This window comes from Lysobacter arenosi (genome assembly GCF_016613475.2).
Taxonomy (GTDB): domain Bacteria; phylum Pseudomonadota; class Gammaproteobacteria; order Xanthomonadales; family Xanthomonadaceae; genus Lysobacter_J; species Lysobacter_J arenosi.
Map to the genome: position 1 here is coordinate 1,820,416 of NZ_CP071517.1, position 14,468 is coordinate 1,834,883.

Here is a 14,468-nt window from a genome sequence, read left to right on the forward strand (position 1 = left end):
AGTGGGGGCCTGCCCATTGGTTTCCCCGGGCCTGATGCCCAAGCCGCCCCCGCAACCGTTCGTCCTGAGCGTTGCGCCGCAGGCGCGGAGTCGAAGGATCCGCAGGCCGCAGCCGCAACACCGTGCCCTAGAATCACACCATGACCACCTTGTTCATTTCCGACCTCCACCTCGACGCCGAGCGTCCGCAGATCACCCAGCTGTTTGGCCAGTTCGTCCGCAACGAAGCCCGTGGCGCCGATGCGCTGTACATCCTCGGCGACCTGTTCGAAGCCTGGGTCGGCGACGACGATCCGTCCGAGACCGGCGCCTTCGTCGCCAGCGAGCTGCACGCACTGAGCCAGTCCGGCGTTCCGGTGTATTTCATCCGCGGCAATCGCGATTTCCTGCTCGGCGAGGACTTCGCCCGCCGCGCCGGCGCGAGGATCCTGCCGGACCCGTCGGTGGTGATGCTGTACGGCCGCCCGACGCTGGTGCAGCACGGCGACCTGCTGTGCACCGACGATGTCGCCTACCAGCAGTTCCGCGCGCAGACGCGTCATCCGCAATGGCAGGCGCAGTTCCTGTCGCAACCGCTGGCCGCCCGCATCGCTTTTGCCCAGCAGGCGCGTGCGGCCAGCAAGGCGCACCAGAGCGGGCTCAAGACCCAGGGCACGATGGAAACCATCACCGATGTCGCGCCGGCGACAGTGGCCGGCACATTCAGCCGCTACGGCATCGACACGATGATCCACGGCCACACCCATCGCCCGGCGATGCATGAGCTGGATGTCGATGGACAGGCCTGCCTGCGCATCGTGCTCGGCGACTGGTACGACCAGGGCTCGGTGCTGCGGGTGAATCCGGATGGTTACGACTTGCAGGCGATTGGATAACCGCATCGTCATCCCCGCGAAGACGGGGATCCTTGGACGTTGCCCTACCCCGCCAGCTTCTCCAGCGCCGCCAGTTCCTCGTCATCAAACCCCGCCGCACTACGCGCGGAGTGATTGAACGGACCGTACAGCACCGCCCGCGCGTACTCGGCGAGCAGCTCTCTAAAGCGCGGCGCAGGCTCCACGCCGGCGCGTTCGCAATACCAGCGGAACCAGCGCGAACCGGCGGCGACGTGCGCGACTTCCTCGCGCAGGATCACTTCGAGGATGTCGGCGGTGGCGTCGTCGCCCAGCGAGCGCAGCTTGACGATCATCGCCGGCGTAACATCCAGGCCGCGCGCCTCCAGCACTCGCGGCACCAGCGCCATCCGCGCCAGGCCATCGTGCGCGGTCTTCTCGGCCATTTCCCACAGGCCGTTGTGGGCATCGAAGTCGCCGTAGTCGCGACCGAACTCCTGCAGGCGCGCGCGCAGCATCGCGAAGTGGCGCGCCTCGTCGGCGGCCACGCTTACCCAGTCGGCGTAGAAATCGGCGGGCATGCCACGAAACCGGTACGCCGCGTCCCAGGCCAGGTCGATCGCGTTGAACTCGATATGGGCGATGGCGTGTACGAACGCCGCGCGGCCGTCGCTTGTGCCGAAACCGCGCCGGGGCAGGTCGCGCGGATGCACCAGCAGCGGACGCTCGGGGCGTCCAGGCATCCTGATGGCTTCAGGCGCCGGTGCGCTCTCGTCGACGGCAAGATCGCCGCGGGCGAAGGCTTCGGCCGCGGCGAATGTCAGCGCCAGCTTGTCGTCGGGCGTGGACGCATCGAGGCAGGCCCGCGCAGCGGAAAACAGCGAGCCTTCCATCGGAACTCAGTGCGAGGTCTCGTCCGCCGGCGGGCAGCCCCAGCCGTCGGCATAGCCGCGGTGCGACTCGGCCAGTTCGCCCAGCTGCAGCTCCAGCGCGGTGATGGCCGCGTGCGACGGCGCCATCACGCGAATCACGCACACCTGCCAGACGCCTTCCTCATCCACTTCGGCATCCTCGACCATCACGTCGGGCAATGCGGCGGCGGCTTCGACGAAAGCGTCGGCGTCCTCCTGCTCGGCGAAGACATGGAAGAACTCGATGCCGCGCGGCACGTCCAGGTCGTCGCCGTCGTCGAGCATCTGCCGCAGCACCTGGCCGTTCTCGTCGTCGGGGATCATCATTCGGCGAAGCTCGTGCATGGCTCAGGCCCTCCGCGTCTTCTTGGCTTCGTCGGAACGCAGCTGCTTGATGCGTTCGAAGTAGCCCGGTTCGATGCCGGTGACATATTCGCCGTTGAAGCACGACGAATCGAAATACTCGATGTTGTGCTTGGGACCGGAGACCGCCTCTTCCAGGTCCGACAGGTCCTGGTAGATCAGCCAGTCGCAGCCGAGGAGCTTCTGCACTTCATCGTCGGTGCGGTCGTGCGCGACCAGTTCCTCGGCCGACGGCATGTCGATGCCATAGACATTGGGGTAGCGCACCGGCGGCGCGGCCGAAGCCAGGTAGACCTTGCGCGCACCGGCGTCACGCGCCATCTGCACGATCTGCTTGGAGGTGGTGCCGCGCACGATCGAATCGTCGACCAGCAGCACGACGCGGTTGCGGAACTCCAGCGGGATCGGGTTGAGCTTGCGGCGCACCGACTTCGCGCGCTCGCCCTGCCCCGGCATGATGAAGGTGCGGCCGACGTAGCGGTTCTTGATGAAACCCTCGCGGTACTTCACGCCCAGCACGTTGGAGATTTCCAGCGCGGCGTCGCGCGAGGTGTCCGGGATCGGGATCACGGTGTCGATGTCATGGTCCGGGCGCAGGCGCAGGATCTTCTCGCCGAGCTTCTGGCCCATGCGCATGCGCGCCTTGTGCACCGAGACCTCGTCCATCATCGAGTCGGGACGGGCGAAGTAGACGTACTCGAAGATGCACGGCGTGTGCATGCGCGGTTCGGCGCACTGGCGCGTGAACAGTTCGCCACGCGGCGTGATCACGATTGCTTCGCCCGGACGGACGTCGCGCAGTCGCTCGAAACCGAGCAGGTCGAGCGCGACCGATTCGGACGCAACCGCGTATTCGTCCTGGCCATTGCCCTGGCGCTTGCCCAGCACCAGCGGACGGATGCCGTTGGGGTCGCGGAATGCGACCAGGCCCAGGCCGAGCACGGTGGCGACCACCGCGAAACCGCCGACGCAGCGCTTGTGCACGCCTTCGATGGCGCGGAACGTGGCTTCGGGATTGAGCGCCTTCTGCGTGTCGAGTTCATGCGCGAACACGTTCAGCAGCACTTCCGAATCCGACTCGGTGTTGACGTTGCGACGGTCCTGCTCGAACACCTCGCGACGCAGCGCGTCGGTGTTGATCAGGTTGCCGTTGTGGGCCAGGGCGATGCCGAAGGGCGAGTTGACGTAGAAGGGCTGCGCCTCGTCCGAACCCTCGCTGCCCGCGGTCGGGTAGCGGCAATGGCCGATGCCGACGCGTCCTTCCAGCAGTGCCATCGCCTTGGCGTCGAAGACTTCGCTGACCAGGCCATTGCCCTTGTGCACACGCAGCTTGCTGCCGTTGGCGGTGGCGATGCCGGCGGCGTCCTCGCCGCGATGCTGCAGCACCGTCAGGCCGTCGTAGAGCTGAGCCGCGACGTCGTTATGGCCGACGATACCGAGAATGCCGCACATGGTGATGAGTCCTGCTGAGTAAAGAGGGTTGGTGCTGGCGCGGCCCGTCAGGCCTCGCTGACCGGCGCAGGCAGGGCCTGGCCGGTTTCGTGCTCCGGCGATTGCGGCGCCGGGAGTGCTTCTTCACGACCGTCCAGGTCCACTTGCGCGGCCACCCAGTCGGGCAGCCAGGTGCGCAGCCACTGCGCCCCCGGAACGAACACCGGCACCACCTGCGAGCGCTGCCACTGCGGCTCGCGCGGCATCGCCGTCAGGCCCAGCAGCAGCACCAGCGCGCAGGCGACGAACGCGCCACGCGCCAGGCCCAGTGCCAGGCCCAGCAACCGGTCGAGTCCGGACAGGCCGACCGACTGCACCAGCTTGCGTACCAGCCAGCCCACCAGGCCGACCACGATCAACACGCCAATGAAACTCAATGCATAACCGGCGAGCAGCTCGCCGGGACCGGCGTCGCCATCGCCGGCCAGGACCAGCGCCACCTGGGCACCGAACCGGAACGCCGCCCAACCCGCCAGCACCCACGCCGCCAGCGAGGCGAGCACGCCGACGAAGCCGCGCATCAGCCCGAACAGCGCCGATGCCGCCACCACCGCCAGCAGCACCCAGTCGAACATGCTCATGGGGTGCGCCAATCGCTCATGGTCTGCCCGGCCTAGATGGGGTCAGGGGTGCGGTCGGACAATGCCGCCGACGCCGAGCTTCGCCGCGACCTGGCCCTTGAGCTGGTCGGCATCGGCTCGGCTGGCCACCGGCCCGACCCGGACCCGGTTGAGCACGCCCTTGTCAGTCCGGACCTGCTCGACGAATGCGCTGAAGCCGGCCGCGCGGGCGCGGTCACGCAGCTTGCCGGCTTCCTCGGCGCTGCCGAAGGCGCCCAACTGGACGGCGAACCCGGTATCGGCGGCTGCCGGCCTGGCCGGCGCTGCCGCCGGAGCGGCGCTGGCGACCGTGGTCGGCGCCGGCTTGCTCACGGGCTTGGCGGGGGCCTCGACCGGCTTGGCCGCCGGCTTGGTCGGCTCCGCCGGCAGCGGCGCCGGGCGCGTTGCCGGCGTCGAATCGGCCAGCGGCACCGGCGCCGACACCGCGGGTGCGGGCTGCACGGCCGCGGTCTGCGCCGCCGGCGCGGCATCCGCATCCGCGTCGGCATTCAGCGTCACGACCTTGGCACCGACGTCGCTGCGCACGCGAGCCGATTGCAGGCGCGCGGCCTCGGCCTCGGCCTGGGTCGCATACGGTCCGATGCGGACGCGATAAAGGGTGCGGCCACCGTTGCCCGGCGCTGCTTCCTGGAAGCCGGGCAACTGCGCCGAGGCCAGCGCTTTCACCACCCGGTCGGCATCGGCCGCGGAGGCGTAGCTGCCGAAGCTCACGGCGAAATCGCCGCCAGCGGTACCGGCAGGCGCGGGTGTGGTGTCAGCGGGCGACGCCGCGGCAGTCGCGCCCTGCGTGGTATCGACCGTCGGCAGCCTGTCGGCATCGCCGGCGTTCATTCCGACCGCGCCGCCTTGCGGGGCCTGGCCGGGAGTAACCAGTGGCAACTCGCGCGTCTCGAACTCGCCCTGCGGCGCATCGGGAAGCTTGAGGGGAACGTCGGAGGCTCCGCTTTCGGGCGCCGGGCCCTTGATCAGCATTGGCAGGAAGATCACCGCCAGCGCGACCAGTACCGTCGCGCCGATGAGTCGCTGTTTCAGGGCAGGTTCCATCGGGTCTCGCACACCGCAGGCGGATTGCCGTGCGAATTATACCCTCGCCGCCCGCCGCGACCGCGATCGGGCGCAAAGGAATCGCTCTGCACCGTTCAGTCGCGACCCAGCCACTCCAGCGCGGCGGCGGCGGTGTGGAACGAACCGAACACCAGCACGCGATCGCCGGCGCCTGCCTGCGCATGCGCCTGCCGCAATGCGTCCTCGACCTGCTCATGGCGTGTCGCCGTCGCTGCCGGCGTGCCCTGCAGGCGCGTTGCCAGCGCTTCGACGCTGCCACCGCGCGGCCCGGGAAGGCCCGCCAGGTGCCAATGCGCGACCTGCGGCGCGATCGCCTCGACCACGCCCGCCACGTCCTTGTCCGACAGCGCGGCATAGACCGCATGCACCGTGCCGGACACCGGGTTGGCCGCCAGCCACGCCGACAACGCACGCGCCGCCTGCGGGTTGTGGCCGACATCCACCACGACCTCGATGCCATTGCGATCGAAGCGCTGCAAGCGGCCACTGACCTGCGCATTGGCGACGCCCTCGGCGATGGCCGCACGCGGCACGGGTTTGCCCAGCGCGCGCAGGGCCGCGATGGCGACGGCGGCATTGCGCAGTTGCACTGGCGCGGCCAGGCGCGGCATCGGCAGCTCCTGGCGATAGCCGACCTCGCGCCAGCGCCAGCGCGGCGGCAGCGGCTCGCCGTTGCCGTCGAGTTCGACCGGCAACACCTCGAAGAAGAAATCGTTGCTGATGCGCCAGGTCGACGCGCCGATGCGGTAGGCATGGCCGAGCACGCTCGACGGCGGATCGTCGTCGCCCAGCACCAGCGCCTTGCCCATCCGCGCGATCCCGACTTTCTCGGCACCGATTGCCTCGCGTTCGTCGCCGAGGTAGTCCTGGTGATCGAGGTCGACGGTGGTGACGACGGCGACATCGGCATCGACCAGGTTGGTCGCATCCAGGCGACCGCCCAGGCCGACTTCGAGGATCGCCAGGTCCAGCCCGGCGCGTTCGAACAGCCACAGTGCCGCCAGCGTGCCGTACTCGAAGTAGGTCAGCTCGACCTCGCCACGGGCCGCCTCGATCGCTTCGAAGGCAGCGGTCAGGTCGGCGTCGCCGACTTCGGCACCGTCGATGCGGATGCGCTCGTTGTAGGCCAGCAGGTGCGGCGAGGTGTAGGCACCGACTTTGCGTCCCGCGGCGCGCGCGATCGCCTCGATGAAGGCCACCGTCGAGCCCTTGCCGTTGGTGCCGCCGACGGTGATGACCTTCTTCGCCGGCCGCTTCAGGCGCAGGCGCCTGGCGACTTCGCCGATGCGCTCCAGGCCCATGTCGATGGTTTTGGGGTGGATGCGCTCGATGTACTCGAGCCAGTCGGCAAGCGTGCGGGTCATCGCCGCATTATCGCCTGCCCCTGCATCGCATGTCCCGACAACTACAGGGCCCGGTGCACCGCTTCGCCGAACAGCAGCGTGTGGTGGCTGCAGTCGTTCAGGCGGACCACTTCGAGGCGGTCGACGTCCGGGCCTTCCAGCAGGTTGATCGTGGTGGGCGCCTGGCGGAAGCCCCACAGCTTCGACAGCGGGATACCCAGCACGTGGCACAGCAGCACGCGGTTGACCGCATCGTGGGCGACCACCAGCAGCGTGTCGCCATCGCCCAGGCCTTCGGTAGCGCGGGCGAAGGCCGGCCAGGCGCGGTCGAACACGTGCTGCAGCGACTCGCCCTGCGGCATCAGCACCTCGTGCGGCGCATCGCGCCAGGCCTGCAGACGCTCGCCGTCGCGCTCACGGATCTCGCTGGCAAGCAGGCCTTCCCAAGTGCCGTGGGCGATTTCCATCAGCCCCGGATCCAGGGTCAGCGGCAGATCGCGCTCGCCCAGGGCGAACTCGGCGGTCTGCCGCGCCCGCGTCAGCGGCGAGGCCACGGCGCGGGTGATCGGCAGCTCGCGCAGGCGCTCGCCCAGCGCACGCGCCTGGCCGATGCCGACCGGCGACAGCGGGATGTCTTCCTGGCCCTGGTAGCGGCCTTCGGCGTTCCACGGCGTCTCGCCGTGACGGGCTAAGAGGATGCGCATGCTCTGGTCTGTGGGACAACAGCCCCGCAATCTAGGCAAATGCCGGCGGCGGCACAACCGTTGCACTGGCAACCGCCGTGGCCGTGCGCGAGGATTCACCGCACAGACCGCGCAGGGAGCTCGACCATGGCACAACAGGTGAAAGGCGAATTCGAGGTCAAGCGCACACCGGAAGGCGGTTGCGATCTCGGCGATGGCGTCGTCGCCGGCCACTTCCGCTTCGACAAGCGCTTCCACGGTGCGCTTGATGCCACCGCGGTGGTGCACATGCTCGCGGTCGGCACCGAAGTCGAAGGCTCGGCGGCCTACGTCGCGGTCGAGCGCATTTCCGGCGCGCTCGAGGGCCGCGTCGGCGCCTTCCTCACCCAGCACAACGGCACGCTCGACCGCGGCTCACCGACGCTGACGGTGAGCGTGGTGCCCGACTCGGGCACCGGCGAGCTGAAGGGCCTGAGCGGGCGCATGACCATCGACATCCGCGATGGCGCGCACTTCTATTCGTTCGACTACGAGTTGCAGCGGCAGGAGTGAGGCACGGCTGCCTCACTGCTTCTTCGCAACACCCAGCTCCTGCAACAGCTGCGGCGCCGGATAGACCTCCTGCATGATCCAGCGCATGTAGCGCTGGTCGACCGAGATCATCCGCGTCATCGCCGGATCGAACACCCAGTTGCTGCTGACCGACTCCCAGTTGCCATCGAAGGCCAGGCCGACCAGCTTGCCCTGTGCATCGAGCACGGGTGAACCGGAATTGCCGCCGGTGATGTCGAGGTCGGACAGGAAGTTCACCGGCACCGTGCCGAGCTTCTTGTCGGCCAGGCCTGCGTAGTTCTTCGCCGCGACCGCATCGAGCAAGGCCTTCGGCGCGTTGAACGGATCCTGGCCGGTGGCCTTGGCGGCGACTTCTTCCAGGCGCGTGAACGGAACCTGCTTGCTGCCATCGAGCTTGGTGTAGCCGGTGACGTTGCCGAAGGTGATGCGCAGCGAGGAGTTGGCATCGGGGTAGACGAACTGGCCCTTGCTCTTGCGGTAGTCCGCCACCGCCTGCAAGTACAGCGGGCGCGCCAGCAATGCGTCGCCGGCGCGGGCCTTGCCTTCGCTTTCCAGCTGCAGCACGGTCGGCATGATCGCCACGGCGAACTGCATTGCCGGGTCCTTGCTCTTCTCCAGCTCGGCGCTGCTGGCCGTCATCAGCTTCAAGCGCTGCTCGGTGATGCCCAGGTTGGTCTTGGCGAGCTTGTCGACGGCGCGAATGATCGCCTTGTCGTCACTGCCGTCGAGCCACTTCTCGATCGCCGCGATGCGCTGCGATGCCGGCAGCTTGGTGTACTCGCGCAGCCAATAGACCTGCAGCTGGCGATCCATGGCCGGCACGTAGCGACGCTCCATCTGCCGCATGCCGCCTTCGAACGTGGCCAGGTCGCGCTGCTGGTAGCCCTGCTCGCGCTGTGCATCGGGCTTGGCGCGCTCGAGCGAAAGCCGGTACAGCTGCGTCGCCGCGCCGAGCACGCCGGTGCTGCGCAGCTGACCGAACACCAGGTCGCGTTCGCGATTGACGCGCGCGGCATCGTCGAGCTCGATGAGCTTGGCGTGTGCGGCCAGTGCCGGCTCGCCCTTACCGCCTTGCTTGCGCAGCCAGTCGAGCACGGCGGTTTCCTCGGCCTGCTTGGTGGCGGCGGCGCCGATGCGCTTGAAGCCGGCGAGCTGGCCTTCGTAGTTCTTCATCGTGTTCTGCCAACCCTTCACGGTGTTGGCGTACTTCACGGCGACGTCGGGGTTCCTGCGTCCTTCGGCCTGGACCAGTGCGACCAGGTCCTTGTAGTGGCCGCCGATCGTCGGATAGGTCCAGTTCGCAGTTTCCTCGAACTCCTCGGCCAGCGCGTAACGCGCGGTGCGGCCCGGGTAACCGGCCACCATCACGAAGTCGCCGGCCACCAGCGGCTTGTCGGCGAACTTCAGCCAGGCCTTGGGCTGGTAGGGCACATTGTCGGGCGAGTACGCAGCCGGCTTGCCGTCCTTGCCGACGTAGGCGCGATAGAACGCGAAGTCGCCGGTGTGGCGCGGCCAGGTCCAGTTGTCTACTTCGCCGCCGAAGTTGCCGACGCCGGCGGGAGGCGCATAGGCCAGGCGCACGTCGCGGATCTCGAGGTTGCGGAACAAGCGGTATGCATTGCCACCGGAAAAGCTGTACAGGCGGCAGCGGAATCCTGCCTCGCGCTCGCACGAGGCCACCAGCTGCTTCTCGATGGTCTCCAGCGCGGTCGTGCGGCCCAGCGCATCGGGTGCGTCGGCGATCGCATCCTGGACCTGGCGGGTCACGTCCTGGATCGTGTCGAGGGCATAGATGCGCGCATTGGGACCGGCGGACACTTCCTCGGCCGGCGTGGCGGCATTGAAGCCGTCCTTGATGAGATTTTTCTCAGGCGTGGAGTTGAGCTGGATCGCGCCATACGCGCAGTGATGATTGGTCACCACCAGCCCCTTCGGCGAAACAAAGCTGGCGGTGCATCCGCCCAGCGACACCACCGCGGCCATCGGGTCGCCGGTGAGGTTGGCCAGTTGCTTGGGATTGAGCTTGAGGCCGGCCTTCTTCAGCGGGCCGGCGATTTCCGGCAACTGCTGCGGCACCCACATGCCCTCGCCTGCCCGGGCAACGCCGACTCCGGCCGTCGCACCCAGTACCGCAACTGCCAACACCGCATGACGCATGCATCCGCTCCAAGCAAGAAGATCGACGGGCGAGTCTAGCCTCTGGCGCGCCCGCGCGGCCATGGCAAGGACCATGACCGCCGTTCAGCTTTGCTGGAGCAAGGCGGCGCGCCAATATCGGCACGCCCGCCCCATGACACCGTTCGCCAGACTTCCTTATTCCGCCGGCAGGTTCATTTCCTTGAGCAGATGCGGCGCCGGATACACCTTCGCCAGCAGCCAGCGCAGGTAACGCATGTCGACATGGATCGCGCGCTTGTAGCGCGGATCGAACATCCAGCTCGCACTCACCGCTTCCCAGTTGCTGTCGAAGTTCAGGGCGATCAGGTCGCCCTTCGCATCGAGCACGGGCGAACCGGAATTGCCGCCAGTGGTATCGAGATTCGTCATCAGGTCGACCGTCTGCGTGCCCAGGCTGGGCTCGGCAGTGCTGCCGAAATCGCCCTTGGCGATCGCATCACGCAGCGGCTGCGGCGCATTGAACGGCTCCTCGCCGGTGTGCTTCTCGACGATGCCCTGGACCGTGGTCAGCGGCAGGTAATGCACGCCATCGCGCGGGTCCATCGCACTGATGCGGCCATAGCTCACGCGCAGCGTCGAGTTGGCATCCGGATAGACCGCCCGACCCTGCGACTTGCGGAAGGCAATCAGCGCGCGCATGTAGGCCGGACGCAGGCGCAGCAACTCGCCGGCACTGGCCTTGCTCTCGTCGTCCAGGCGCTGGATCGCCGGAAGCAGCGTCGCCGCGGCCTTGAGCAACGTGTCGCCGGATTCGGCCAGCGTGGCGCTGTCGGACTCCATCGCGCCCAGGCGCGTGGCTTCGTCACCCAGCTTCGTGCCTGCGTACAGCGCATCCAGCCGCGTCTTCAGCTGCGCCGGCCTGGTGCCGAACACCGCATCGAACTCGGCCACGCGCTGCGTCACCGGCAGCGCCTGGTACTGCGTGAGCAACTCGGTCAGCAGCGCCTTTTCGATCGCCGGCGCATATCGCCGCTGCACCTGCTTGAGCTGGCCGGTGATCAGCACTTCGTCACGCTGCTGGTAGCCGGTCTCGCGCTGCGCGTCCGGCTTGGGACGCTCGGCGGCCCAGCGCTGCAACGTGATAGCCGCGCGAAGCAACTGCGTCTGCGACTGGATCGCGCCCAGCAGCTGGTCGCGCTCGCGCGTGGCCACGCCCTGGTCGATGACTGCCTGGGCGGCGTCGATGTCGGCGCGCGTGGCGGCGGCATCGGCCTGCTTGTCGAGCCAGGTGTACATGGCCGACTCGTCGTCGCGACGAACCTTGGCCGCATCGCTGCGACGCAGGCCATCGAGTTCGCCCTGCGCGCGCTTGAGGGTGTTCTTCATGCCGCGCACCTGCGAGGCGTAGCTCACGCGTGCGGCTTCATCCTTGCTGCCACCGGCCTCAACCACGTCGATCATGCGCTGGTACAGCGCCACGCGCGACGGCAGCTGCCACTGGATCTGGTTGGCGAACTCCGACGCCATGCGATGACGAAACGTGACGCCCGGGTAGCCGGCGAGCATGGCGAAGTCGCCGTCCTTGACGTTGCGTGTCGACACCTGCAGGTGCGCCGGCGGCACGTACGGAACGTTGTCGGCGGAGTAGTCGGCCGGCTTGCCGTCCTTGCCGACGTAGGCGCGCAGCAGGGTGAAGTCGCCGGCATGGCGCGGCCAGACGAAGTTGTCGACTTCGCCGCCGTAGTTGCCGATGTCGTTCGGCGGCGCATAGACCAGGCGCACGTCGCGCAGCTCGAGCTGGCGCACGAGATAGAAATCGGTGCCGTAGTACATGTTGGCGATGCTGCAGCGGTAACCCGGTTCGCTTTCGCACTTGGCGACCGCGGCCTTGCTGGCACTGTCGACGGCGTCGTAGTACGCACGTCCCTGCTTGCCGCGCGCAGCGGCGAGGATGCTGTCGGTGACGCGATCGAAGCCGGTCGTGACCAGCACGCGGTAATCGGGATTGGCGGGAAGCTCGCCGGCGCGATCGCTGGCGATGTAGCCGTCCTTGATCAGGTCACGGCCCGGCTTGGAGTTGTACTGGACCACGCCGAAGGCAACGTGGTGGTTGGTCAGCACCAGGCCATCCTTCGACACGAACGCGCCGCTGGCGCCGCCGACCTTGACCACCGCGTTCATCGGCGGCCGCGCCAGCTCGGCCAAGTCGCCGGGCTTGCCCTTGAAGCCGGCCGCCTTGAGCTGGCGGGCGATGTCGGGCAGCTGCGACGGCATCCACATGCCCTCGTCGGCGTGGGCCGCGCCCGCTCCCAGAGCCAGCAACAGCGAGACGGACAGGGCGGACAAACGGTGGCGCATGGTCGGCATGGATCGGGGCATGGATCGGATTCAAGGACTCGGGAAGCCGGCGACGATAGGCCAATCCTGCCGCCCCGGGCAAACCCGCCCCCCGGTCGGACCGGGTCGGCGGCGTATAATTGCCGTCTCTTTACCGCCAAACCGCGGACGATCCCAATGACGCAATCGATGAAAGCGCTGGTCAAGCGCGAAGCTGGCAAGGGCATCTGGATGGAAGAGGTGCCGATCCCCGCGCCCGGCCCGAACGAAGTCCTGATCAAGCTCGAGAAGACCGCGATCTGCGGCACCGACCTGCACATCTACCTGTGGGACGAGTGGAGCCAGCGCACGATCAAGCCGGGCCTGGTGATCGGCCACGAGTTCGTCGGCCGCATCGCCGAAGTCGGCCCGGGCGTGACCGGCTACAAGATCGGCCAGCGCGTGTCGGCCGAAGGCCACATCGTCTGCGGCCACTGCCGCAACTGCCGCGCCGGCCGCCAGCACCTGTGCCCGAACACCGTCGGCATCGGCGTCAACCGCAACGGCGCCTTCGCCGAGTACATCGTGATGCCGGCCAGCAACCTGTGGCCGATCCCGGACCAGATCCCGAGCGAACTGGCCGCGTTCTTCGACCCCTACGGCAACGCCGCGCATTGCGCGCTGGAGTTCGACGTGGTCGGCGAGGACGTGCTCATCACCGGCGCCGGCCCGATCGGCATCATTGCCGCGGGCATCTGCAAGCACATCGGCGCGCGCAACGTGGTGGTCACCGACGTCAACGACTACCGCCTCAAGCTGGCCGCCGACATGGGCGCCACGCGCGTGGTCAACGTCGCCAACACCTCGCTCAAGGACGTGATGGCCGACCTGCACATGGAAGGCTTCGACGTCGGCCTGGAGATGAGCGGCAACGCGCGCGCCTTCAACGACATGCTCGACTGCATGTACCACGGCGGCAAGATCGCGATGCTGGGCATCATGCCCAAGGGCGCCGGCGCCGACTGGGACAAGATCATCTTCAAGGGCCTCACCATCCACGGCATGTACGGCCGCAAGATGTACGAGACCTGGTACAAGATGACGCAGCTCGTGCTCGGCGGTTTCCCGCTCGGCAAGGTGCTCACGCACCAGCTGCCGATCGACGATTTCCAGCAGGGCTTCGAACTGATGGAATCGGGCAAGGCCGGCAAGGTCGTGCTTAGCTGGAACTGATCGGCGTGAACTGATCTGACTCGACTGACGGACGCTCAGGCGTCCGTCAGTCCACCAGCGCCACGCGCAGCCCATCGCGCCACCAGCACCACGTCAGCGCCGCGAACATCGCGGTCAGCCACAACCCGACGTGCCACTCGAGCACGTTCTCCCAGCGATCGCCATAGGGCGTTGCAGCCAGCGCATACGCCAGCGCCACCGCGAGCACCCCCAGCGCCAGGAAACCCATCGCGACCGCCAGCAACGGCGCGTACGCGCGCGGACGCGGCAGCTGTCGCGACAAGGCATGCAGCACCAGCATCAACGCGATGTAGCTGCAGCCGAAGTACAGATAGACACCGTAGCGACGCAGCACCTGATAGATCGCGCCATCGCTGCCGAGAAACGTTGCGTACAGGCCGAGAAACACGCCTGCCGCCAGTCCCAGCCACGGCAGCACCCGCACGCGCACCTGCCACTGCCGCCGCAGCCAGACGGTCGCCGCCAGCCAGCACAGCGCCTGGATCGTCGCAGCTGGAAGCATCACCATCCGGAACAGGTGGTTGCCCAACCCATAGCGCGCCGCGCGGCTTATCGAAACGCAGCCATCCCAATAAGGATTGCAGGAGGGAATCAACCCATCGCGCACCGATAGCCACCACGCCACGTGACTCACCGCGAACGGCAGCAGTGCAGCCAGGAATGGCAGTGGCCACAGCGGCAGCGTGATGCGCAGGCTCATGGGGCGGATGGTAACCAGTTGACCAGAGCAACGTCGCTTGGTCCCCGCCTGCGCGGGGATGAGGGGCAAAAGCCGCAGACCGGGCAACGAAGTGCCGAAGCGTCGTTCGACGGGGTGGGGATTGCTCCGCAGCGGGACATGGATGTCCCGCGCCCCGCATCGGACAGGATGTCCGACTAAGGGGCGGAGCAATCCCCA

Annotated in this window: 13 protein-coding genes; 3 read left to right on the top strand and 10 right to left on the bottom strand. The window is 67.8% G+C overall.

Annotated elements, in window-relative coordinates; translation table 11 throughout:
- The first annotated feature begins 140 nt into the window (after positions 1–140).
- Complete coding sequence (gene lpxH / locus HIV01_RS08460) at positions 141–875, top strand: UDP-2,3-diacylglucosamine diphosphatase (RefSeq protein WP_200606436.1); 735 nt, start codon at positions 141–143, stop codon at positions 873–875.
- Between the two features lie 44 nt (positions 876–919).
- On the opposite strand, the gene HIV01_RS08465 is transcribed toward lpxH, so the two are convergent.
- The 7 genes from HIV01_RS08465 to HIV01_RS08495 all read right to left on the bottom strand — a co-directional run bounded on the left by HIV01_RS08465 (position 920) and on the right by HIV01_RS08495 (position 7,330).
- The gene (locus tag HIV01_RS08465) at positions 920–1,726 is read right to left on the bottom strand and encodes a ferritin-like domain-containing protein (RefSeq protein ID WP_200606438.1); all 807 of its coding nucleotides are present in this window, start codon (positions 1,724–1,726) and stop codon (positions 920–922) included.
- Positions 1,727–1,732: 6 nt separating this feature from the next.
- Entirely contained in the window at positions 1,733–2,071 is a 339-nt protein-coding gene (locus HIV01_RS08470; protein WP_207527143.1) for a ribonuclease E inhibitor RraB, read from the bottom strand.
- A gap of 21 nt (positions 2,072–2,092) precedes the next feature.
- Positions 2,093–3,559 (bottom strand): amidophosphoribosyltransferase, encoded by a 1,467-nt coding sequence (gene purF / locus HIV01_RS08475; RefSeq protein ID WP_207527144.1) that lies wholly within the window; start codon positions 3,557–3,559, stop codon positions 2,093–2,095.
- A gap of 47 nt (positions 3,560–3,606) precedes the next feature.
- Complete coding sequence (locus HIV01_RS08480; RefSeq protein ID WP_200606442.1) at positions 3,607–4,179, bottom strand: CvpA family protein; 573 nt, start codon at positions 4,177–4,179, stop codon at positions 3,607–3,609.
- A 42-nt stretch (positions 4,180–4,221) separates the two neighbouring features.
- On the bottom strand, positions 4,222–5,262 hold the full coding sequence (locus tag HIV01_RS08485) for an SPOR domain-containing protein (protein WP_200606443.1): 1,041 nt from the start codon (positions 5,260–5,262) through the stop codon (positions 4,222–4,224).
- A gap of 95 nt (positions 5,263–5,357) precedes the next feature.
- The gene (gene folC / locus HIV01_RS08490) at positions 5,358–6,647 is read right to left on the bottom strand and encodes a bifunctional tetrahydrofolate synthase/dihydrofolate synthase (protein ID WP_200606444.1); all 1,290 of its coding nucleotides are present in this window, start codon (positions 6,645–6,647) and stop codon (positions 5,358–5,360) included.
- A 41-nt stretch (positions 6,648–6,688) separates the two neighbouring features.
- Positions 6,689–7,330: a histidine phosphatase family protein gene (locus tag HIV01_RS08495; protein WP_200606445.1), complete on the bottom strand. Its 642-nt coding sequence runs from the start codon at positions 7,328–7,330 to the stop codon at positions 6,689–6,691.
- A gap of 126 nt (positions 7,331–7,456) precedes the next feature.
- Here HIV01_RS08495 and HIV01_RS08500 point away from each other — a divergent pair, with 126 nt between their 5' ends.
- Complete coding sequence (locus HIV01_RS08500; RefSeq protein WP_200606447.1) at positions 7,457–7,861, top strand: DUF3224 domain-containing protein; 405 nt, start codon at positions 7,457–7,459, stop codon at positions 7,859–7,861.
- Between the two features lie 12 nt (positions 7,862–7,873).
- Here the strand turns inward: HIV01_RS08500 and HIV01_RS08505 are convergent, their stop codons facing one another.
- Positions 7,874–10,039, bottom strand: a complete 2,166-nt coding sequence (locus HIV01_RS08505; RefSeq protein WP_200606449.1) for a S46 family peptidase — start codon at positions 10,037–10,039, stop codon at positions 7,874–7,876.
- Between the two features lie 156 nt (positions 10,040–10,195).
- Positions 10,196–12,379: a S46 family peptidase gene (locus HIV01_RS08510; protein WP_245156954.1), complete on the bottom strand. Its 2,184-nt coding sequence runs from the start codon at positions 12,377–12,379 to the stop codon at positions 10,196–10,198.
- Between the two features lie 135 nt (positions 12,380–12,514).
- Here HIV01_RS08510 and tdh point away from each other — a divergent pair, with 135 nt between their 5' ends.
- Positions 12,515–13,549, top strand: coding sequence for an L-threonine 3-dehydrogenase (gene tdh, locus HIV01_RS08515; protein WP_200606451.1), 1,035 nt, complete (start codon positions 12,515–12,517; stop codon positions 13,547–13,549).
- A 46-nt stretch (positions 13,550–13,595) separates the two neighbouring features.
- Here tdh and HIV01_RS08520 read toward each other — a convergent pair whose 3' ends face one another.
- Entirely contained in the window at positions 13,596–14,270 is a 675-nt protein-coding gene (locus HIV01_RS08520; protein WP_200606454.1) for a hypothetical protein, read from the bottom strand.
- Between the last annotated feature and the right edge of the window lie 198 nt (positions 14,271–14,468).